Consider the following 20,456-nt stretch of genomic DNA (forward strand, 5'->3'; position numbering starts at 1 on the left):
GTTTGCGCCCGGGGAAGGAAATACGTAACACTGGTGTTGTGAAAAATGCGGCAGTGCTCGCCGAGCGTGCCGGTCCCGTTGAACGGGATCCGGTCGACGTGCGCACCCGCGACCGCGTGGCCCAGTTGCTGTTGCAGTACGGGTCGGCGACCACCAGTGAGCTGAGCGACACCCTAGGCCTGAGCTGTGCGGCCATTCGCCGTCACCTCGACGCCATGCTGAGCGAGGGGCAGGTCGAGGCGCGGGAGCGTCCGGTCCGCGGCCCGCGTGGGCGGGGCAGGCCGGCGAAGGTTTTCTCGCTCACCGAGAGCGCCCGCGAATCGTTCCCGCACGCGTACGACGACCTGGCCTCGGCGGCGCTGCGCTGGATCGCGCAGCACGACGGGCCGGCGGCCGTGAGCGCTTTTGCTGCGGCCCAGGTCGCCGCCCTGGAGGAGCGTTGCCGCGCCGCCATGCAGGAGGCCGGCGACGACCCCATGGCCCGCGCTCAGGCGCTCGCACGGGCGCTGACCGCCGAGGGGTACGCTGCCGGCGCGTCGACGATCGCGTCCGGCGGCCAGCTGTGCCAGCACCACTGCCCGGTGGCGCACGTGGCCGCCGAGTTCCCGCAGCTGTGCGAGGCGGAGACCCGGGTGATCTCCCGGCTCGTCGGCACGCACGTGCAGCGGCTGGCGACGATCGCCAACGGCGACGGGGTGTGCACCACACACATCCCCACCCGCCGCGTTTTGGAAAAGCTAAGCCACAATGAGCAAGATCAAGACCAGACCGATCACGACAAGACCGATCGAATCGTGAGGACCGCCCAATGACCGAACAGATCACCGAGCCTGTGGACCAGCTTGCCGGCCTCGGTAAGTACCAGTACGGCTGGGCCGACTCCGACGTCGCTGGGGCCAGCGCCCAGCGCGGGCTCAACGAGGCGGTCGTCCGCGACATCTCGGCCAAGAAGAACGAGCCCGAGTGGATGCTGGACCTGCGCCTCAAGGGCCTGCGGCTGTTCGGCCGCAAGCCGCTGCCGGCGTGGGGCGCCGACCTGTCGACGATCGACTTCGACAACATCAAGTACTTCGTCCGCTCGACCGAGAAGCAGGCGGCGAGCTGGGACGAACTCCCGGCCGACATCAAGAACACGTACGACAAGCTGGGCATCCCGGAAGCAGAGAAGCAGCGCCTCATCGCGGGTGTCGCGGCCCAGTACGAGTCCGAGGTCGTCTACCACAAGATCAACGAGGAGTTGGAGCGCCAGGGCGTCATCTTCCTGGACACCGACACGGCGCTCAAGGAGCACCCGGAGCTCTTCCAGGAGTACTTCGGCACCGTCATCCCGGTCGGTGACAACAAGTTCGCCTCGCTCAACACGTCGGTCTGGTCGGGTGGCTCCTTCATCTACGTGCCGAAGGGCGTGCACGTGGAGATCCCGCTGCAGGCGTACTTCCGGATCAACACCGAGAACATGGGCCAGTTCGAGCGGACGCTGATCATCGTCGACGAGGGTGCCTACGTGCACTACGTCGAGGGCTGCACCGCGCCGATCTACTCGTCGGACTCGCTGCACTCGGCGGTCGTCGAGATCGTCGTGAAGAAGAACGCGCGCTGCCGGTACACCACCATCCAGAACTGGTCGACCAACGTGTACAACCTGGTCACCAAGCGCGCCGTCTGCGAAGAGGGCGCCACCATGGAGTGGATCGACGGCAACCTCGGCTCCAAGGTGACGATGAAGTACCCGGCCGTCTACATGTACGGCGAGCACGCCAAGGGCGAGGTGCTCTCGGTCGCGATGGCCGGCGAGGGCCAGCACCAGGACGCCGGCGCGAAGATGGTGCACGCCGCTCCGCACACCTCGTCGAGCATCATCTCCAAGTCGATCGCCCGCGGCGGCGGCCGGACGAGCTACCGGGGCCTGGTCCAGGTCCTCGAGGGCTCGCACCACTCCAAGTCGACCGTCAAGTGCGACGCGCTGCTCGTCGACGCGATCTCCCGGTCGGACACGTACCCGTACGTGGACGTGCGCGAGGACGACGTCGCGATGGGCCACGAGGCGACCGTCTCCAAGATCAGCGATGACCAGCTCTTCTACCTGATGAGCCGGGGCATGACCGAGGACGAGGCGATGGCGATGATCGTGCGTGGCTTCATCGAGCCGATCGCCAAGGAACTTCCGATGGAGTACGCGCTCGAGCTCAACCGGCTCATCGAGCTCCAAATGGAAGGAGCGGTCGGCTAGCGCCTCCCGCTGGATCTGGCTGGGTCAAGCTTCAAGCATTACGAAGGACAGCATGACTGACACCATCGCGCCGCCGAAGACGAAGTCCCAGGCGTTGCGCTCCTACGATGTTGCCGATTTCCCGGCGCTGACCGGCCGGGAGGAGGAGTGGCGGTTCACGCCGCTCAAGCGGCTGCGCGGCCTCGCGTCGGCGGCCGCCGGCACCGCCGCGGGTCCGGCGCCCAAGCACGAGTACGGGCAACTGCCGGCCGGCGTGACCGTGTCCACGGTGGACCGGGAGGACCCCCGGATCGGGTCCCTGCTGACCCCGTTCGACCGGATCAGCGCCCTGGCCCACGGCGGTGCCCAGGAGGCCCTGCTGATCAGCATCGCGCGCGGTGCCGTGCTCGACGCGCCCGCCGTGGTGCGGCTGGTCGGCGCGGGCGCCGAGGGCCCCTCGTTCGCCCACACCTTCGTCGAGGTCGGCGAGTTGGCTGAGGGCACGCTCGTGCTGGAGCAGAGCGGGTCCACCACCCTCGCGGACAACGTGGAGGTCTCGGTCGGGGCCGGCGCGCGGCTGACCTTCGTGACCGTGGCCGACTGGGCGTCCGACGCCGTTCAGGCCCAGCACGTGCGGTTCCGGCTCGGTCGCGACGCCAAGGTGACCCACGTCCAGGTGGCGCTGGGCGGGGACCTCGTCCGCCAGTACACGAGCGTCGAGTACGCCGACCGCGGCGGCGAGTGCGAGGCCTACGGCCTGTACTTCGCCGACTCCGGCCAGCACCTGGAGCACCGACTGCTGGTCGACCACGCGGTGCCCGACTGCCGCAGCTACGTGGCCTACCGCGGCGCGCTGCAGGGCGCGGACGCGCACACGGTGTGGGTCGGCGACGTGCTGATCCGTGCCGAGGCGACCGGCACCGACACGTACGAGATCAACCGGAACCTGGTGCTCACCGACGGCGCCCGCGCCGACTCGGTTCCCAACCTGGAGATCGAGACCGGCGAGGTCGCCGGGGCCGGGCACGCGAGCACGACTGGAAGGTTCGACGACGAGCAGCTGTTCTACCTGATGGCTCGGGGCATCCCGGCCGAGGAGGCGCGCAAGCTGGTCGTCCGGGGCTTCTTCAACGAGCTGCTGGACAAGATCCCGGTCGAGGACCTGCGCGAGCGCCTGGCCGGCACCATCGAGGCGCGTCTGCGGGAGAGCAACGCGTGACCTCCGTACGAATCTGCCGCGCCGATGAGCTCGCCAAGGGCGAGGTCATCGCGGTGACGGTCGATGACACCCCGCTGGCCGTGGTGCACTGCGAAGACGACAGCTTCCACGCCGTCTACGACGAGTGCTCGCACGCGTCGATCCCGCTGTCCGAGGGTGAGGTCGACGGCTGCACGCTCGAGTGCTGGTTGCACGGCTCGCGGTTCGACCTGCGCACCGGCAAGCCCAGCGGGCCGCCGGCCACCGAGCCCGTAACCGTTTACTCCGTCGAGGTCCGCGACGGCGACATCTACGTGAACCTGAGCGAGGAGAGCAAGTGAGCACCCTGGAGATCCGCGACCTGCAGGTCTCGGTCAAGCTGCCCGATGGTGAGCTGAAGCCGATTCTGGCCGGGGTCAACCTGACCGTCCGGTCCGGCGAGACGCACGCGATCATGGGCCCCAACGGCTCCGGCAAGTCGACGCTCGCGTACTCGCTCGCCGGGCACCCGAAGTACGAGGTCACCGGTGGCACCGTGACGCTCGACGGCGAGGACGTTCTCGCGATGACCGTCGACGAGCGGGCGCGTGCCGGCCTGTTCCTGGCCATGCAGTACCCGGTCGAGGTGCCGGGCGTGTCGGTGGCCAACTTCCTGCGCACCGCGAAGACCGCCATCGACGGTGAGGCGCCGAAGATCCGTACCTGGGGCAAGGAGCTCAAGGGCGCGATGGAGCGGCTGCACATGGACCCGGCGTTCGCCCAGCGCAACGTCAACGAGGGCTTCTCCGGTGGTGAGAAGAAGCGGCACGAGATCGTGCAGATGGAGCTGCTCAAGCCGAAGATGGCGATCCTCGACGAGACCGACTCCGGCCTCGACGTCGACGCGCTGCGCGTTGTCAGCGAGGGCGTCAACCGCGTCCGCGACACCGGCGACACCGGCCTGCTGCTGATCACGCACTACACGCGGATTCTGCGGTACGTGAAGCCGGAGTTCGTGCACGTCTTCGTCGCCGGCCGCATCGTGGAGGAAGGCGGCCCCGAGCTGGCCGAGAAGCTGGAAGAGGAAGGCTACGAGCGGTACCTGACCGGTGCCGGTCCGGCGAGCGCATAGGACGGAGTTTCGATGACGGCGACCCTCCCGACGTACGACGTCCAGGCCGTACGAGCCGACTTCCCGATCCTGAGTCGGCTCGTCAACGGCCGTCCGCTGGTCTACCTGGACTCGGCGGCCACGTCGCAAAAGCCCCGACAGGTGCTCGACGCGCTGCGCGCGCACTACGAGGGGTGCAACGCCAACGTCTCGCGGTCGGTGCACACGCTGGGCACCGAGGCGACGGAGGCGTTCGAGGGTGCCCGGGCGAAGATCGCGGCCTTCATCGGCTCGACAAGGCCCGACGAGGTCGTCTTCACGAAGAACTCCACCGAGGCGATCAACCTGGTGGGGCACGCCTTCTCGGAGCGCGCCGGCGACCCCCGGTTCCGGCTGGGACCGGGGGACGAGATCGTGATCTCCGAGATGGAGCACCACTCGAACATCCTGCCGTGGCAGCTGCTGTGCGAGCGCACCGGCGCGACGCTGCGGTGGTTCGGCCTCACCGACGAGGGCCGGCTCGACGAGTCGAACCTCGACGAGCTGGTCAACGAGCGGACCAAGTTGGTGTCGATCGTGCACGTGTCGAACATTCTCGGCACGGTCAACGACGTCTCCGCGATCGTCGCGCGAGCCCGGCAGGTCGGTGCGCTGGTGATGCTCGACGCGTCGCAGTCCGTACCGCACCTGCCGGTCGACGTGACCGCGCTCGGGGTCGACTTCCTGGCCTTCACCGGGCACAAGATGTGCGGGCCGACCGGCATCGGCGGGCTGTGGGGCCGGTACGACCTGCTGCTGGCGATGCCGCCGTTCCTCGGCGGCGGTTCGATGATCGAGACGGTCACGATGCAGCGGTCGACCTACGCGCTGCCGCCGATGAAGTTCGAGGCGGGCACGCCGCCGATCGCGGAGGCGGTCGCACTCGGCGCGGCGGTGGACTACCTGTCCGGGATCGGCATGGACGCCATCCACGAGCACGAGAAGGACCTCACCGAGTACGCGCTGAAGGTGCTTGCGACAGTGCCGGACCTGCGGGTCATCGGCCCGCAGACGGCGGAGGGCCGAGGCGGGACGATCTCGTTCGCGCTCGCGGACATCCACCCGCACGACGTCGGTCAGATCCTGGACGCCGAGGGTGTCCAGGTGCGGGTCGGCCATCACTGCGCCCGGCCGACGTGTGCGCGGTTCGGCGTGCCGGCGACCACCCGCGCCTCGTTCTACCTGTACACGACGACCGACGAGGTGGACGCGCTGGTGCGGGGCCTGCAGCGGGTTCGGAAGGTGTTCGGGTGATACAGGTGGACGACCTCTACCAGGAGATAATCCTGGATCACTACAAGCATCCGCACGGGCGGGGGCTGCGCGAGCCGTACCGGGCCGAGGCGCACCACGTCAACCCGACCTGCGGCGACGAGGTGACCCTGCGGGTCGACCTGGTCGACGACAAGATCACCGACGTCTCGTACGAGGGAATAGGCTGCTCGATCAGCCAGGCCTCGGCGAGCGTCCTGCACCAGCTGGTGGTCGGGCTGCCGGTCACCGAGGCCCTGACCCGGCACGACGCGTTCGCCACCCTCATGGCCGGCCGTGGCCAGGTGGAGCCGGACGAGGAAAAGCTCGGCGACGCGATAGCGTTCGCCGGAGTGGCCCGTTACCCGGCGCGGGTCAAGTGCGCGCTGCTGTCGTGGATGGCGTTCAAGGACGCCCTCGCGCGGGCCGCTGAGGAGTCGAACGTGGGAGGAACCACATCATGAGCGAGACCACCGCTAAACCGCCCCTCGAGGACATCGAAGAGGCGATGAAGGATGTCGTCGACCCCGAGTTGGGCATCAACGTGGTCGATCTCGGTCTCGTGTACGGAATCCACGTCGACGATGAGAACGTCGCCACCCTCGACATGACCCTGACCTCGGCAGCCTGCCCGCTCACCGATGTGATCGAGGATCAGGCCCGGCAGGCGCTCTGCGCCGGCCCCGGTGGCGGACTGGTCAACGACATCCGGATCAACTGGGTCTGGATGCCGCCGTGGGGTCCGGACAAGATCACCGACGAGGGCCGCGAGCAGTTGCGGGCGCTCGGCTTCAACGTCTGATTTCTCCGTGATCGTGGACAGTTGGACCGGTCATCGCCGGTCCAACTGTCCAAGATCGTATGGTTAACCAGTGGTGAGTAGGCCGGCGGCGGGTGGTGGGCGCTGGGTCGAGGTAGACCCCGAGCGCCTCGGCCGCTGGCTTTCCGGCTTCGTCGAGCGCCACGGTGATGTCGAGGCACGCCCGCTGCCCGACGGTCTGGAGCTTGCGGCGGCCGACGGTGAGGTGGCCGAGTGCCGCCTGCTCGTCGGCGCCGCTTTCGACCTTCCCGGCCTGGTGGCCGAGGCGCTGCGACCGCGCCGGCTCGGGCTGCTGCTGGTACGCCGCGGCGGGTTCGGCGTCGGCATCGCCGAGGGGCCCGAACTCATCGGGTCCAAGGTCGGCAGCCGGTACGTGCAGAGCCGTACCGCTGCCGGCGGCTGGTCCCAGCAGCGCTTCGCCCGCCGGCGGGACAACCAGGCGCGCGCGGCGGCCGGCGAGACCGCGGACACCGTCCTGCGCCTGCTGGCCCCGGAAGCGAAGGCCCTGGACGCGCTGGTGACCGGAGGAGACCGGCGGCTGGTCGATGACGTGCTCGCCGATCCGCGCCTCGCGGCGCTGCGCGAGCTTCGGGTCGACCGCTTTCTCGACGTACCAGACCCGAAGCTCGCCGTGCTCAAGGCCGCCGTCACAGCCGCTCGGAAGGTCCGGATACGGCTGCCCTGACGGCTGCTACACCCCGTTGCCGAACGTGTCGCAGGACCGCGGATCGCCGGTCTCGTACCCCTTGCTGAACCACTGCTGGCGCTGTGCCGACGAGCCGTGCGTGAACTTGTGCTCGTCGACGGCGCCGCCCATCTTCTTCTGGATCGCGTCGTCGCCCACCGCGGCGGCCGCCGTCAGAGCCTCCTGGACGTCCTGCTGGGTGATGCTCTTGAACAGCGCCTGACCCTTCGCGCTCTTGGTCTCGGTGGCGTGGTTGGTCCACACCCCGGCGTAACAGTCGGCCTGCAACTCCAGCATCACCGAGTACTGGTTGGCGTTGCTCGGGTCGCGCTGTTGCGCGCGGCGCATCTGCGCCTCGGTGCCGAGCAGGTCCTGAATGTGGTGTCCGTACTCGTGGGCCAGCACGTACGGCTGCGCGAACTCGCCCTTCGCGCCGAACCGGCTCGCCAGTTCCTGGTAGAAGTCCAGGTCGATGTACACATGGTCGTCGGCGGGGCAGTAGAACGGCCCGACACCGGAGTCGGCCTGCCCGCAGCCGGTGTTGACGCCGCCGGAGAAGAACCTGGTCGGAGCCTGGCTGTAGGCCTTGCCGAAGATCTGGGGCAGCGCGCTCTGCCAGTAGGACTGGATCGAGTTGACGTAGAGCAGGTTGCGGCAGTCGGCGTCCTTGAACCGGTCGGGGTTGCTCGCCGCGCACTTCTGTTCGAGCTGCGTGTTGTTGCCCTGATCGTTCCCGTCGCCGCCGCCCAGCATGCTGCGGCCGAACGTCCCGCCACCGACCACCAGGCCGATCACGACCACGACGAGTGTGATGATCGTGCCGATCCCGCCGCCGATCGGGATCGGTATGCCGCCGAATCCGCCCCCGCCACGACCGGCTCCGCGCGCGTCCTCGACCTGGCTGGTATCCAGATCTGCGTTCTCGTTGAGTTCCATCTCGACCCCGATCGCCGACTCAAGCTCACGTCATCAAACCACTGCCCCCGCTGCGCACCTCAGGGTCCGCGCGCACCGTGAGTACCCGGTGGCCGCGATCGATAATCGTGTCGCTGATCGGCGCGGGGGAGTAGGTACAATGGGTCGGTGCTCGCCTGCAGAGACTGACCTGCTCCACGCCGACCGCTGACGCGGCCGGCGTTTCCGCGTGCCCCCCTGGTCAGTGCCGATCCCAAGAGAGCGAGCTTTCCCCGCATGATTACCGCTACCGCCCTGGAACTGCGCGCCGGCTCCCGGATTCTGCTGGCGGATGCCACCCTACGCATCCAGCCGGGCGACCGGATCGGTCTCGTCGGCCGCAACGGCGCGGGTAAGACTACGACGCTCAAGGTTCTCGCCGGTGAGGGGCAGCCGTACAGCGGCTCGGTCGACACCCGCGGACCCGTCGGATATCTGCCGCAGGATCCCCGTACCGGGGATCTCACCATGTCCGCCCGTGACCGGGTGCTGTCCGCCCGCGGGCTGGACACGCTGATGTCGGAGATGCACAAGATCGAGGTCGAGCTGGCCGGTTCGCCGCCACAGCGCGACGCGCTGCTGCGCCGGTACGGCACGCTCGAAGACCAGTTCGCCGGGCTGGGTGGCTACGCCGCCGAGGCCGAGGCTGCCCGGATCTGCGCCAACCTCGGGCTGCCCGACCGGGTCCTCGAACAGTCGCTGGGCACGCTCTCCGGTGGTCAGCGCCGCCGCATCGAGTTGGCCCGGATCCTCTTCCGCGACGCGAGCGAGACCGGCGGCGGCATCCTGCTCCTCGACGAGCCGACCAACCACCTCGACGCCGACTCGATCAACTGGCTGCGTGCCTTCCTCGCTGGCCACAAGGGTGGCCTGGTTGTCATCAGCCACGACGTCAACCTGCTCGACGCCGTCGTCAACAAGGTCTGGTACCTCGACGCCAACCGGTCCACGATCGACGCGTACAACCTGGGCTGGAAGGCGTACCTGGAGGCGCGCGAGACCGATGAGCGGCGCCGCCGCCGCGAGCGGGCCAATGCCGAGAAGAAGGCCGGCGCGCTGCTGGCACAGGCCGACAAGATGCGGGCCAAGGCGACGAAGGCGACCGCCGCGCAGAACATGGCCAAGCGCGCCGAGAAGCTGCTGTCGGGTCTGGAGGAGGAGCGGGTCTCGGACAAGGTGGCGAAGGTCCGCTTCCCGGCCCCGGCGCCCTGTGGCAAGACCCCGTTGACCGCCCAGGGGTTGTCCAAGAGCTACGGTTCGCTGGAGATCTTCCTCGACGTGGACGTGGCGGTCGACCGCGGTTCACGGGTGGCGATCCTCGGGCTCAACGGGGCGGGCAAGACGACGCTGCTGCGGATGCTCGGCGGTTACCTGCAGCCCGACACCGGCGAGGTGATCCACGGCCACGGCCTGCGGATCGGGTACTACGCGCAGGAGCACGAGACGCTCGACGTCGACCGGACGATCCTCGAACACATGCGATCCGCCGCGTCCGACCAGAACGACACCGAGCTTCGAAAGATCCTCGGTGCCTTCCTGTTCAGCGGCGACGACGTGAACAAACCGGCCGGTGTGCTCTCCGGTGGTGAGAAGACCCGGCTGGCCCTGGCCACGCTCGTCTGTTCCGGCGCGAACGTGCTGCTGCTCGACGAGCCGACCAACAACCTCGACCCGGTCAGTCGCGAGCAGGTACTCGACGCGATCGCCCGCTACCCGGGGGCGATCGTGCTGGTGACCCACGACCCCGGCGCGGTCACCGCGCTCAAGCCCGACCGGGCGATCCTGCTGCCCGACGGTGTCGAGGACGCGTGGAGCGACGACCTGCTGGAGCTGGTGGAGCTCGCGTAGGGCTTTCTGCTGAGGAGGGGCCGGTTACCAGGGCGTCGCCAGTACCGCCTCCACGACGATCGCGGCGACCGCGCCGAGGGCGGTCAACAGCAGCGGGGTGGGCACCGGCGGCCCGGCCTGCCGCTGCGGTGCCACGGCCGCGACGGTCAGCCACGGAAAGAACGGCAGCCAGGCATGCTCCACGCCGCCACGCGCCAGCCCGGCGAGTACCGAGAAGACAATGGCCGTGCCGGCGCCGACCAGGAACGGCCAGGCGGGCGTGTTGCGTACCTTGCGCAGGCTGGCGAACAGCGGCGGCCCGACCGCGAGCAGCAGCGCCACCAGGCTGATGCCGCTCCACCAGGCCACTGACCGGTACGGCACGATCCGGCTGGTCCAGTCGGCGTGCGCCGCCCCGAGCCCGTTGGCCCACGAGAAGCCGACCAGGTCCGAGACGGCGAGCACCGGGATCAACGCGCCGATGCCGCTGGCGAGGTTGAGGAACGGGCGCCGCCGGGCGAAGTAGAGCAGGATGAGGGCAAGGCCCAACCAGGGCACCGAGTACGAGAACAGCGCCGCGATCCCGGCCAGTAAACCGGCGATCCCGGCCCACCTGGCCGCCCGCCAGCCGGTGCGCTCCCGGTCGCTCGCGCGTACGCCCGCGGCGATCATCGCGGCACCGAGCATGGCGACGATCGCGTCGAGGCTCACCGCGGTCCACACCGCGTACGGCGCCAACGCCAGCACCGGCAGGTAGCGGCGGGCCGCCGTCTCACCACAGGTGCCGCGCACCGCGGTGAGCACGAGCGGCACCACGAGCGCGCCGAGCGCGGTGATGAGCAGCCCGAGCACGACCTCGTCGCGGATGCCGACCCGGTGCAGCGCCCACAGCAGCAGCACCGGACCTGGCGGGTGTCCGCGCGCGGCGACCGAGAGCTGGCCGGCGTGCTCGGTGAAGTGCTGTACAAAGTGGACGGGATCGTCGCCGACCGCGGCGAGATCGGCCGAGTACTCCTCGGGTGAGCTCAGCGCCCGGGTCAGCCCGGACACCCCGTCGACCAGTGCCAAGGCCAGTGCCCAGCTCAACGCGGCAACGTATGACCACGCGAGCAGGACCGACCACCGCACCCGGTCGAGCCAGCCGCGCGCGCTGACCAGGATGACCACGGCCGCGACGGCCGGGGCGAGGAGGCTCGGCGGCCCGATCTGGAAGCGGTACCAGCCGAGAAACGGTGCGCTGGCGGTGCCCAATTGCGCACCCGCGCGTACCGCGAGAGCCGTGATCGCGAGGCCGATGAGGGTGAGGACGCCCCACCCGATGGCGTCCCGCCATTCCCGATGAGCCTGCCCATCGAGGTCCCGTAGCTGGTCGGGCGGGTCGGTGGCGGTGCCAACGCCCGCATTGCTCGTCACGGGGCACCACGCTATCGGTACGGGACAGGGGTGCGCGTCTCGGTTGGCGCAAGGTCTATATCTGGCGCATGATCGCGTGAGGCGGTCTAATAGGTGAGACCGCACCAACCGCTCAGTCTGGGACGTGAGGAATCAACATGGCAGCCACCGCCACCACCACCACCAGCACCGAGAAGGGTCGCCGGATCGTCGGAGCCGAACGCCAGACGCTCGCCAAGGATCTCGTGAAGCGTTACACCAGCGGTGAGAGTATCCGGGCGTTGGCCTCGTCGACCGGCCGCTCGTACGGCTTCGTGCACCGTGTTCTGACGGAGTCCGGAGTCCAGCTGCGCCAGCGCGGCGGAGCACGCCGGCGGAAGAAGGCGTGACCGGGCAAGAGAACGGCCAGCCGGCCCCGTCCGTCGGGGTTCGACTGGATCGGGAGGGGCCGGTTGCAACGGTGACGTTGTGCCGGCCCGACGTCCTCAACGCGCAGACACCCGCTATGTGGGCGGCTCTCCGTGATTTCGCGCGAGAGCTGCCGGGCGACGTACGCGTCGTGGTGGTGCGCGGTGAGGGAAGGGCATTCTCTGCAGGTCTCGATCTGTCCGTGGCCGGAGCGCTTGCGTCAGGTGGCGAGGCAGCGGGGGGCTCGGCCGCGGATGAACGGGGAACTGCTGACCGTGTCACGGGCGCAGGCGATTCGTCGGCGCCCAGCGGCACCTTCGTGGAGCTCGTGTCGCTCCCCCCGGAGCAGGCGCAGGATCGCATCGCGCTGTTCCAGGAAGGGTTCTCCTGGCTTCGCCGGCCCGATCTGATCACGATCGCGGCCGTGCAGGGGCACGCGATCGGAGCCGGCTTCCAACTCGCGCTGGCCTGCGACTTCCGGGTCGTCACCGACGACGCCACGTTCACGATGGCGGAGGTCAGCCTCGGGCTCGTACCGGACCTGACCGGTACGAAACGCCTGGTCGAGTTGGTCGGATACGCCCGTGCGCTGGAGATCTGCGTGACCGGCCGCCGGGTGCCGGCGGCTGAGGCCGAGCGCATAGGGCTGGCCAATCTGGTCGTCGGGCGCGCGGACCTGGACGCGGCGGTGGCCGATCTGACCGCCGCTGTCCTGTCGGCTCCGCGCGACGCCGTCGTCGAGATCAAGGCGCTGATCGCCGGGGCCGCCTGGCGCGGCTACGCCGAGCAGGAGGAGGCCGAGCGGGCGGCTCAGATCCGCCGGCTGCGCGACCTCGCTGGCGTCGGCGAGTAAGCCGGCACGTCCGGCGGCGAGTAACCTGCCCAAGGAAACTTGGGAAGAAAGCGCTCGCATCTACCGTTGTCGTATCCGTCCGCGACACTGGCGTGCGGACGTGACGCGGAGGTGTGTCGGTGGGCCCTATGGGTGGCATGGGCGGCTGGGAGATGCTGCGCTCGATGCGGCGCGAGGGAGACCTCTCCGGCCGCAAGATCGGGCGCGAGACCGCCCGGCGGGTGTTCGCATTCGCCCGGCCCTACCGGCGCGACATCATCGTGTTCCTGTTCGCCGTCGTCCTCGCCGCCGGTATCGGGGTCGCCACGCCGGTGCTCGCCGGCCGGGTGGTCAACCTGATCAATAAGGGTGGCAGCGAGGCGACGCGGGCGATCGTGCTGACGGCGCTGCTCATCGCGGGGCTGGCCGTCGCCGACGCGCTGCTGTCGCTCGCCCAGCGGTGGTACTCCGCCCGCATCGGCGAAGGAATCATCCTCGACCTGCGCAGACAGGTCTACGACCACGTGCAGCGCATGCCGCTGCAGTTCTTCACCCGTACCCAGACCGGGGCGCTGGTGAGCCGGCTCAACAACGACGTGCTGGGCGCGCAGCGGGCATTCACGTCGACGCTGTCCGGCGTCGTCAGCAACGTCATCCAGTTGGCGCTCACCGCCGCGGTCATGTTCACGCTCTCCTGGCAGATCACCGCGCTGTCGCTGGTCATGTTGCCGATGTTCATCCTGCCGGCCCGGCGCGTCGGCCGGCGGCTGGCCGACATCACCCGAGAGTCCTACCAGCTCGACGCGAAGATGAACGCAACGATGACCGAGCGCTTCGGCGTGGCCGGCGCGCTCCTGGTCAAGCTGTTCGGCCGGCCGGACGTCGAGGCGAAACGCTTCGGCGAGCGGGCCGAGCGGGTACGTGACATCGGCATCCAGTCGGCGATGTACAGCCGCACCTTCTTCGTGGCCATGCTGCTGGTCGCCGCGCTCGCCCAGGCGCTCACGTACGGCCTCGGCGGCTGGTACGCGGTGCGTGGGGCGCTTGCCGCAGGCACCGTCGTGAGTCTCGCGCTGCTGCTCACCCGGCTCTACGGCCCGTTGACCGCGCTCTCCAACGTGCGCGTCGACGTGATGAGCGCGCTGGTGTCGTTCGAGCGCGTCTTCGAGGTGCTCGACCTCGAACCGGCGATCTCCGAGTCCCCGGACGCCCGCCCGATCCCGCGCGGCGCCGGCCGGGTCGAGTTCCGTGACGTGTCCTTCCGGTACCCGAGCGCGTCGGACGTCTCGCTGGCCTCCCTCGAGGATGTCGCGGCCCTCGACCGCACCGTGAGCGAGCCGGTGCTGCGCCAGGTCTCGTTCACCGTGCAGACGGGCCAGATGGTGGCGCTGGTCGGGCCGTCCGGGGCGGGCAAGTCCACGACCGCGATGCTGCTGCCGCGGGTGTACGACGTGACCGCCGGGAGCGTGCTGGTGGGCGGCGTCGACGTACGGGACGCGACGCTGTCGTCGCTGCGTGACACGATCGGGGTCGTCACCCAGGACTCGCACCTGTTCCACGAGACGATCGCGGAGAACCTCCGGTACGCGCGGCCGGACGCGACCGACGCGGAGCTGTGGACCGCGCTGGACCGGGCGCAGGTCGGCCACCTGATCCGCGAGCTGCCCGACGGGCTCGACACCGTGGTGGGGGAGCGGGGCTACCGGTTCTCCGGCGGCGAGAAGCAGCGCATCGCGATCGCCCGGCTGCTGCTCAAGGCCCCCTCGGTCGTGATCCTCGACGAGGCGACGGCGCACCTGGACTCGGAGTCCGAAGCGGCGGTGCAGCGGGCCCTCACCGAGGCGCTCACCGGCCGCACCGCTCTCGTCATCGCGCACCGGCTGTCGACCGTCCGCGAGGCCGACCAGATCCTGGTGATGGACAAGGGCCGGATCGTCGAGCGGGGTACCCACGACGAGCTGGTCGCCGCCGGTGGGCTGTACGCCGAGCTGTACCGGACCCAGTTCGCGGTGGCCGACTCGCCCCGGCCGTTCACCGAGGTGGAGACGATCGCGACCATGTCAGGACCCGAGCCGGTCGGTCAGTAGGCGCGCAGCGCGCCACCGTCGATCGGCACGGTGAGTCCGGTGAGGTAGCTCGCCGCCGGGGAGAGGACGAACGCCGCAACCCGGCCGAAGTCCTCCGGTTCGCCGAGCCGGCGCAGGGGGATCTCCGCCCGGATCGCGGCGAGGGCCTGTTCCGGGTCCGGCGCCGCGGCGAGCAGTTCACGGCTGCGGTCTGTCGCTATCCGTCCGGGCAGGAGGCTCACCACCCGGATGCCGCGCGGACCCAGCTCGTCGGCCATGTCCTTGGCGGCCCCGGCGAGACCTGGGCGCAGCCCGTTGGAAATGCCGAGACCCGGGATCGGCTGGCGGACCGAGGTGGACAGCACGAACCCGATCACGCCCCCCTCATCGAGGCGGTCGGCAGCGGTGCGGGCCATGCGGATCGAACCGAGGTGGACCGAGCGAAACGCCTGCAGCCACTGGTCGTCGGTGGCTTGGAGCGCGGTTCCCCGGGGTGGGCCGCCTACCGAGATCAGCGCGCCGTCGAGCCGGCCGAACGTCGAGAACGCCAGCCGTACCAGGTGGGCCGGGGTGGTCTCGTCGGCGAGGTCGGCGCCGAGCCCGACGGCGACGTCGGAACCGCCGAGCTGTTCCACCGCGGCGGCGACCCGGTCAGCGTTCCGGGAGGAGATGACCACTCGGGCGCCCTCGGCCACGAGAGCCTGCGCGGTCGCGAAGCCGAGCCCGCGGGACGCGCCGGTCAGCACGTAAGCGCGGCCAGCCAGTCCAAGGTCCATTTCACGTCCTAGGGGTGAGAGCGGGGACGCCGAACGGTCTCCTCCACGAGGTCCAGCACGACGTCGAGGTCGTCGGCGGGCCGGCCGGTCGCCAGGTGCAGTACGAGGCCGTCGTACGCGAGCTCGAGGAACTGGGCGAGCACGTCGACGGGTACGTCCGCGCGCAGCACGCCGGCCTCGCGCTGACGGGTCAGGCGTTCCCGGGTGGCCGCAGAGATCGCCTCGGAGCGCGCGGCCCACCGCTTGGCGAACTCGGGGTCGGTGCGCAGCCGGCGGGACACCTCCAGTTGGGTGCCGAGCCAGCCGGCCACCTCCGGCTCGCCAGTAGCGCCGACCGCCGGCTCGGCGGCGCGGGCCAGCAGGTCGCGCATGACCTGTACGAGACCGTGCTCGGCGACGGTGGCGACCATCGCCACCGCATCGTCCTCCGCGACGGCCAGGAACAGCGACTCTTTGTCCCGGAAATGGTGGAAGATGGCGCCACGGGACAGGCCGATCTCGTCCTCGAGCCGGCGGACCGTGGCGCCTTCGTACCCGTGCCGGGCAAAGCAGGTACGCGCACCGGCGAGAATTTCGCGGCGGCGCGCGTCGAGTTGGTCCTGACTCACCCTGGGCACGAGTCGATCGTGACAGTCGCGGCCGGCGTCGTGCAATTTTCCAACCAATGATCTTGCCCATGCTGACCGCTGGAACGACTGGTTACAGCCGGTTTGCCAATTTGGGAGCGGACAAGGGGGTGTCCGGAAGCCGACAATGTCACGTAGGGTCCCGGCGTGCCCCTGTTGCTACTCAGCCTGGACAACACGCTGATCGACCGCGAAGGGGCATTTCGCGCGTGGGGGCGCGACTTTCTCGAACGGATCGACGCTCCCGACTATGACCTGGACTGGTTGCTCTCGGTAGACGCCGACGGCTTGACGCCGGCCTGGGACCTGGCCGACGCGATCCAGGCCCGGTACGGGCTGCGCGTGCCGTCGCTCGATCTCGTCGAGATCGTACGAGAGGGGCTGATGGAGCGGCTGCGCCTTGATCCGCTGGTCGCGTGCGCGCTCGGCATCGTGGAGGACGCGGGCTGGGTGCCGGTGGTGGTCACCAACGGCGAGACGCGGTTGGAGGAGGAGAAGCTGCGCCGCACCGGCCTGGACCGGTACCTCGCCACCTGGGTGATCTCGGAAGAGGCGGGGTGCCGCAAGCCGAACCCGCGCATCTACGCGATCGCCGCCGAGCGGGCGAGGGTCCGGCTGCGCGGCGCGTGGGTCATCGGGGACGCACCCGAAGCCGACATCGGCGGCGCCGAGGCGATCGGAGCGCCGAGCATCTGGCTGCGCCGCGGGAGGACCTGGCCCGACCCGCGGTTCACCCCGACCCGCACCGTCGACAGCGCGATCGAGGCCCTTGCCGTCCTGATGGGGGCGGAGTAGCTCGAGGAGCGGTTACTGCAAGTAGTCTTCGACCTCATCGGCCGGCCGCGGCACCACCGTGTCGGGGTCCGTGCCCTGGTCCTCGGCGGCGCGGCGGCGGCGCAGGAGGTCCCAGCACTGGTCCAGCGACTTCTCGACCTGGCGTAGCCGGGCCTGCTCCTCGTCGGTGGGCAGCTCTCCGGTCAGCACCTTCGCGCGCAGCCGGCGCTCATCCTCGACGAGTTCCCGGATGTGCTTGAGGATCGGGTCCTCGGCCATACCGGCGAGCCTTCCACATCCGGGGCAGTCGAAACGTGTGGCAGTCAGAAAGGCGACGGGGCGGCGTCCACAAAGGACGCCGCCCCGCTTTTGTCGTCAGGTTCAGCTCGCCAGCATCCGGCGCAGCACGTACCGCAGGATGCCGCCGTGCCGGTAGTAGTCCGCCTCACCGGGGGTGTCGATGCGCACCACGGCGTCGAACGTGACGCCGGTGTCGGTGCTGACGGTCACCGACCGCGGCGTGGTGCCGGCGTTGAGCGCCTCGATCCCGGAGATCGTGAACGTCTCGGTGCCGGTCAGGCCGAGCGACTCGGCGTTCTCGCCGGTCGGGAACTGCAGCGGCAGAACGCCCATGCCGATCAGGTTCGAGCGGTGGATGCGCTCGTAGCTCTCGGCGATGACCGCCCGCACGCCCAGGAGCATCGTGCCCTTGGCCGCCCAGTCCCGCGACGAGCCCGAGCCGTACTCCTTGCCCGCCAGGATCACCAGCGGCACGCCGGCCTCCTGGTAGGCGACGGAGGCGTCGTAGATCGTCGTCTGCTCGCCGGTGAGGTGGTTGACCGTGAAGCCGCCTTCAGGGAGCGCAGCTCCCGCAGCGGAACCGGTGCCCGGCAGCCGCAGCTGGTTGCGCAGGCGGATGTTGGCGAAGGTGCCCCGGACCATGACCTCGTGGTTGCCCCGGCGGGACCCGTACGAGTTGAAGTCGCGCCGGTCGACGCCGTGCTCGGACAGGTACTTCCCGGCGGGGGAGTCGGCCTTGATCGAGCCGGCCGGAGAGATGTGGTCGGTGGTCACCGAGTCGCCGAGCTTGGCGAGCACCCGGGCGCCCGCGATGTCCGACACCGGGGCCGGCTCCGCGGGCATGCCCTCGAAGTACGGGGGCTTGCGCACGTACGTGGAGTCGGCGGCCCAGTCGAACGTGTCGCCGGTCGGGGTGGGCAGCGACTGCCAGCGTTCGTCTCCCGCGAACACGTCGGCGTAGTCGCGGGCGAACATCTCGCTCGCGATCGCGGTCGCCATGACCTCCTCGACCTCCAGCGCCGTCGGCCAGATGTCGCGAAGGTACACCGGCTGACCGTCGGCACCGTTGCCCAGCGGCTCGTTGGCCAGGTCGATGTCCATCGTGCCGGCGAGCGCGTACGCGACGACCAGCGGCGGCGACGCCAGGTAGTTCATCTTGACGTCGGGGTTGATCCGCCCCTCGAAGTTGCGGTTGCCCGACAGAACGCTGACCGCGGTCAGGTCGTTGTCGTTGATGGCGGCGCTGATCGGCTCCAGCAGGGGGCCGGAGTTGCCGATGCAGGTGGTGCAGCCGTACCCGACCAGGTTGAAGCCGAGCTTCTCCAGGTAGGGGGTCAGGCCCGCCCGCTCGTAGTAGTCCATGACGACCTTGGAGCCCGGCGCCAGGGTGGTCTTGACCCACGGCTTGCGGGCCAGCCCGCGGTCGACCGCCTTCTTGGCGAGCAGCGCCGCGCCGAGCATGACCTGCGGGTTGGACGTGTTGGTGCAGGAGGTGATCGCGGCGATCACGACGGCGCCGTGGTCGAGCTCGAACCTCGTACCGTCGTCCAGGGTGACCGTCACCGGGTTGGTGGCCCGCCCGGCGGCGCCCACGGCGGCCGAGATGAGGTCGCGCGGCTTGTCGGCCGGGTCCTCGGTGCGCTGCTCGGCATGGACCGCCGGCGGGTCGCTGGCCGGGAACGACTCGGCGCTGGCCTCGTCTGCCTTGCCATCGACGCCGTTGCCCGCCGACTCGACGTTGACCGGCACCGGCGCCTTGACGTAGTCCTTGAGCGCGGCGCGGAACAGGGTCTTGGCCGACAGCAGCGGCACCCGGTCCTGTGGGCGCTTCGGACCTGCGAGGGACGGCTCGACCGTGGACAGGTCGAGCTCGAGGCGCTCGGAGTACTCCGGCTCGGCGGCCGGATCGTGCCAGAGGCCCTGCTCCTTGGCGTACGCCTCGACGAGCGCCAGCTGCTCCTCCGGCCGGCCGGTCAGGCGCAGGTACCGCACGGTCTCGTCGTCGATCGGGAAGATGGCGACGGTCGAGCCGTACTCAGGGCTCATGTTTCCGATGGTGGCCCGGTTGGCCAGCGGGACGGCGGAGACGCCGGGGCCGTAGAACTCGACGAACTTGCCGACGACACCGTGCTGGCGCAGCATCTCGGTGATCGTGAGCACGAGGTCGGTGGCGGTGGTGCCCTCGGGCATCTCACCGTGCAGCTTGAAGCCGACGACCTTCGGGATGAGCATGCTCACCGGCTGGCCGAGCATGGCCGCCTCGGCCTCGATGCCACCCACTCCCCAGCCGACGACGCCGAGGCCGTTGACCATCGTGGTGTGCGAGTCGGTGCCGACGACCGTGTCCGGGTAGGCGACGCCGTTTCGGGTCATGATGGTGCGGGCGAGGTACTCGATGTTGACCTGATGCACGATGCCGGTGCCCGGCGGGACGACCTTGAACTCGTTGAACGCGGTCTGGCCCCAGCGCAGGAACTGGTAGCGCTCCTGGTTGCGCTGGTACTCCAGGTCGACGTTGCGCACGAACGCGTCTGCGCGGCCGAACAGGTCGGCGATGACGGAGTGGTCGATGACCAGTTCGGCGGGGGCGAGCGGGTTGACCTTGGTGGCGTCGCCGCCCAGTTCCCGCACGGCCTCCCGCATCGTGGCGAGGTCGACGACGCAGGGCACGCCGGTGAAGTCCTGCATCAGTACCCGCGCCGGGGTGAACTGGATCTCCACGCTGGGCTCGGCGGTCGGGTCCCACGAACCGAGTGCGCGGATGTGGTCGGCGGTGATGTTCGCGCCGTCCTCGGTGCGCAGCAGGTTCTCCAGGAGGATCTTGAGGCTGTACGGCAGTCGCGCCGACCCCTCCACCTGACTGATCTTGTAGATCTCGTAGCTGGCGTCACCGACGCCTAGCTGGCTTCGGGCGCCAAACGAGTCGAGGCTTGCCACGTGTACTCCTCGCGTCACTGGTTGGTCGGCTAGCAGTCTCCCGCAGGCCGGGCCGGTCGGCTGCGGCGGGTCGGCCCTCCGCGCGTCCTCCTGACACCACTGCCTATTAAATAAAACCGTACGTCCGTCTTGTTAAACGACGCAAGTTTCGCCGACGTTCGAAAGATCACTCGGAAACACCTCAGCAAAAGCGGGGATGGCGGGTGCGCGAGCAACCTGCAAGGTCTTGCTGAAATTTTCAGTTACCGATACGTTGCGGCCACCTACCCATC

Annotated in this window: 20 protein-coding genes; 14 read left to right on the forward strand and 6 right to left on the reverse strand. The window is 69.5% G+C overall.

Annotation, left to right across the window (positions count from 1 at the left end):
- Positions 1–38: 38 nt before the first annotated feature.
- The 9 genes from HC028_RS12595 to HC028_RS12635 all read left to right on the forward strand — a co-directional run bounded on the left by HC028_RS12595 (position 39) and on the right by HC028_RS12635 (position 7,292).
- Positions 39–812 carry a helix-turn-helix transcriptional regulator gene (locus HC028_RS12595; protein ID WP_168076740.1) on the forward strand — a complete coding sequence of 258 codons (774 nt, stop codon included), beginning with the start codon at positions 39–41 and terminating at the stop codon, positions 810–812.
- Positions 809–2,230, forward strand: coding sequence for a Fe-S cluster assembly protein SufB (gene sufB, locus HC028_RS12600; protein ID WP_168076741.1), 1,422 nt, complete (start codon positions 809–811; stop codon positions 2,228–2,230). The genes HC028_RS12595 and sufB overlap by 4 nt, the downstream gene beginning before the upstream one ends.
- Positions 2,231–2,282: 52 nt before the next feature.
- The gene (gene sufD, locus HC028_RS12605) at positions 2,283–3,428 is read left to right on the forward strand and encodes a Fe-S cluster assembly protein SufD (RefSeq protein WP_168076742.1); all 1,146 of its coding nucleotides are present in this window, start codon (positions 2,283–2,285) and stop codon (positions 3,426–3,428) included.
- Positions 3,425–3,748, forward strand: a complete 324-nt coding sequence (locus HC028_RS12610) for a Rieske (2Fe-2S) protein (RefSeq protein WP_168076743.1) — start codon at positions 3,425–3,427, stop codon at positions 3,746–3,748. Before sufD ends, HC028_RS12610 begins: the two co-directional genes overlap by 4 nt.
- Positions 3,745–4,518, forward strand: a complete 774-nt coding sequence (gene sufC / locus HC028_RS12615; protein WP_168076745.1) for a Fe-S cluster assembly ATPase SufC — start codon at positions 3,745–3,747, stop codon at positions 4,516–4,518. The genes HC028_RS12610 and sufC overlap by 4 nt, the downstream gene beginning before the upstream one ends.
- Before the next feature lie 12 nt (positions 4,519–4,530).
- Positions 4,531–5,790 carry a cysteine desulfurase gene (locus HC028_RS12620; RefSeq protein WP_168076747.1) on the forward strand — a complete coding sequence of 420 codons (1,260 nt, stop codon included), beginning with the start codon at positions 4,531–4,533 and terminating at the stop codon, positions 5,788–5,790.
- Entirely contained in the window at positions 5,790–6,251 is a 462-nt protein-coding gene (gene sufU / locus HC028_RS12625) for a Fe-S cluster assembly sulfur transfer protein SufU (RefSeq protein WP_168076975.1), read from the forward strand. The genes HC028_RS12620 and sufU overlap by 1 nt, the downstream gene beginning before the upstream one ends.
- A complete protein-coding gene (locus tag HC028_RS12630; RefSeq protein WP_168076749.1) occupies positions 6,248–6,589 on the forward strand; it encodes a metal-sulfur cluster assembly factor in 342 nt (113 codons plus the stop codon). The genes sufU and HC028_RS12630 overlap by 4 nt, the downstream gene beginning before the upstream one ends.
- Positions 6,590–6,659: 70 nt before the next feature.
- Entirely contained in the window at positions 6,660–7,292 is a 633-nt protein-coding gene (locus HC028_RS12635; protein ID WP_168076751.1) for an acVLRF1 family peptidyl-tRNA hydrolase, read from the forward strand.
- 6 nt (positions 7,293–7,298) lie between these two features.
- Here the strand turns inward: HC028_RS12635 and ypfJ are convergent, their stop codons facing one another.
- Complete coding sequence (ypfJ, locus tag HC028_RS12640; RefSeq protein WP_168076753.1) at positions 7,299–8,228, reverse strand: KPN_02809 family neutral zinc metallopeptidase; 930 nt, start codon at positions 8,226–8,228, stop codon at positions 7,299–7,301.
- Between the two features lie 255 nt (positions 8,229–8,483).
- Here ypfJ and HC028_RS12645 point away from each other — a divergent pair, with 255 nt between their 5' ends.
- Entirely contained in the window at positions 8,484–10,094 is a 1,611-nt protein-coding gene (locus tag HC028_RS12645; protein ID WP_168076755.1) for an ABC-F family ATP-binding cassette domain-containing protein, read from the forward strand.
- Between the two features lie 24 nt (positions 10,095–10,118).
- On the opposite strand, the gene HC028_RS12650 is transcribed toward HC028_RS12645, so the two are convergent.
- Positions 10,119–11,486: a hypothetical protein gene (locus HC028_RS12650; protein ID WP_239075397.1), complete on the reverse strand. Its 1,368-nt coding sequence runs from the start codon at positions 11,484–11,486 to the stop codon at positions 10,119–10,121.
- 137 nt (positions 11,487–11,623) lie between these two features.
- On the opposite strand from HC028_RS12650, the gene HC028_RS12655 reads away from it, so the two are divergent.
- The 3 genes from HC028_RS12655 (at position 11,624) to HC028_RS12665 (ending at position 14,792) form a co-directional block, all read left to right on the forward strand.
- Positions 11,624–11,854 carry a helix-turn-helix domain-containing protein gene (locus tag HC028_RS12655; protein ID WP_168076757.1) on the forward strand — a complete coding sequence of 77 codons (231 nt, stop codon included), beginning with the start codon at positions 11,624–11,626 and terminating at the stop codon, positions 11,852–11,854.
- The gene (locus HC028_RS12660) at positions 11,851–12,726 is read left to right on the forward strand and encodes an enoyl-CoA hydratase/isomerase family protein (RefSeq protein ID WP_168076758.1); all 876 of its coding nucleotides are present in this window, start codon (positions 11,851–11,853) and stop codon (positions 12,724–12,726) included. Before HC028_RS12655 ends, HC028_RS12660 begins: the two co-directional genes overlap by 4 nt.
- A 128-nt stretch (positions 12,727–12,854) precedes the next feature.
- Complete coding sequence (locus HC028_RS12665) at positions 12,855–14,792, forward strand: ABC transporter ATP-binding protein (protein WP_239075400.1); 1,938 nt, start codon at positions 12,855–12,857, stop codon at positions 14,790–14,792.
- Here the strand turns inward: HC028_RS12665 and HC028_RS12670 are convergent.
- Together HC028_RS12670 and HC028_RS12675 are read right to left on the reverse strand one after the other, a co-directional pair.
- Entirely contained in the window at positions 14,786–15,547 is a 762-nt protein-coding gene (locus HC028_RS12670; RefSeq protein ID WP_168076760.1) for an SDR family oxidoreductase, read from the reverse strand. The genes HC028_RS12665 and HC028_RS12670 overlap by 7 nt on opposite strands.
- A gap of 8 nt (positions 15,548–15,555) precedes the next feature.
- A complete protein-coding gene (locus tag HC028_RS12675) occupies positions 15,556–16,164 on the reverse strand; it encodes a TetR/AcrR family transcriptional regulator (protein ID WP_168076762.1) in 609 nt (202 codons plus the stop codon).
- Positions 16,165–16,320: 156 nt separating this feature from the next.
- Here HC028_RS12675 and HC028_RS12680 point away from each other — a divergent pair, with 156 nt between their 5' ends.
- Positions 16,321–16,968, forward strand: coding sequence for an HAD family hydrolase (locus HC028_RS12680; protein ID WP_168076764.1), 648 nt, complete (start codon positions 16,321–16,323; stop codon positions 16,966–16,968).
- 12 nt (positions 16,969–16,980) lie between these two features.
- Here the strand turns inward: HC028_RS12680 and HC028_RS12685 are convergent, their stop codons facing one another.
- Both HC028_RS12685 and HC028_RS12690 read right to left on the reverse strand, forming a co-directional pair.
- Positions 16,981–17,226: a DUF2630 family protein gene (locus HC028_RS12685; RefSeq protein WP_168076766.1), complete on the reverse strand. Its 246-nt coding sequence runs from the start codon at positions 17,224–17,226 to the stop codon at positions 16,981–16,983.
- Positions 17,227–17,328: 102 nt separating this feature from the next.
- The gene (locus tag HC028_RS12690; protein ID WP_168076768.1) at positions 17,329–20,184 is read right to left on the reverse strand and encodes an aconitate hydratase; all 2,856 of its coding nucleotides are present in this window, start codon (positions 20,182–20,184) and stop codon (positions 17,329–17,331) included.
- Positions 20,185–20,456: the final 272 nt, after the last annotated feature.

Source organism: Planosporangium flavigriseum, from assembly GCF_011947225.1.
Classification (GTDB): Bacteria; Actinomycetota; Actinomycetes; order Mycobacteriales; family Micromonosporaceae; genus Planosporangium; species Planosporangium flavigriseum.

What these genes read in the sequence shown, in the direction of transcription:
- sufB (WP_168076741.1), top strand. Translation starts at nt 809, where the DNA reads ATGACCGAACAGATCACCGAGCCTGTGGACCAGCTTGCCGGCCTCGGT.
- sufD (WP_168076742.1), top strand. Translation starts at nt 2,283, where the DNA reads ATGACTGACACCATCGCGCCGCCGAAGACGAAGTCCCAGGCGTTGCGC.
- HC028_RS12620 (WP_168076747.1), top strand. Translation starts at nt 4,531, where the DNA reads ATGACGGCGACCCTCCCGACGTACGACGTCCAGGCCGTACGAGCCGAC.
- HC028_RS12630 (WP_168076749.1), top strand. Translation starts at nt 6,248, where the DNA reads ATGAGCGAGACCACCGCTAAACCGCCCCTCGAGGACATCGAAGAGGCG.
- ypfJ (WP_168076753.1), bottom strand. Translation starts at nt 8,228, where the DNA reads ATGGAACTCAACGAGAACGCAGATCTGGATACCAGCCAGGTCGAGGAC.
- HC028_RS12645 (WP_168076755.1), top strand. Translation starts at nt 8,484, where the DNA reads ATGATTACCGCTACCGCCCTGGAACTGCGCGCCGGCTCCCGGATTCTG.
- HC028_RS12655 (WP_168076757.1), top strand. Translation starts at nt 11,624, where the DNA reads ATGGCAGCCACCGCCACCACCACCACCAGCACCGAGAAGGGTCGCCGG.
- HC028_RS12665 (WP_239075400.1), top strand. Translation starts at nt 12,855, where the DNA reads ATGGGTGGCATGGGCGGCTGGGAGATGCTGCGCTCGATGCGGCGCGAG.
- HC028_RS12670 (WP_168076760.1), bottom strand. Translation starts at nt 15,547, where the DNA reads ATGGACCTTGGACTGGCTGGCCGCGCTTACGTGCTGACCGGCGCGTCC.
- HC028_RS12685 (WP_168076766.1), bottom strand. Translation starts at nt 17,226, where the DNA reads ATGGCCGAGGACCCGATCCTCAAGCACATCCGGGAACTCGTCGAGGAT.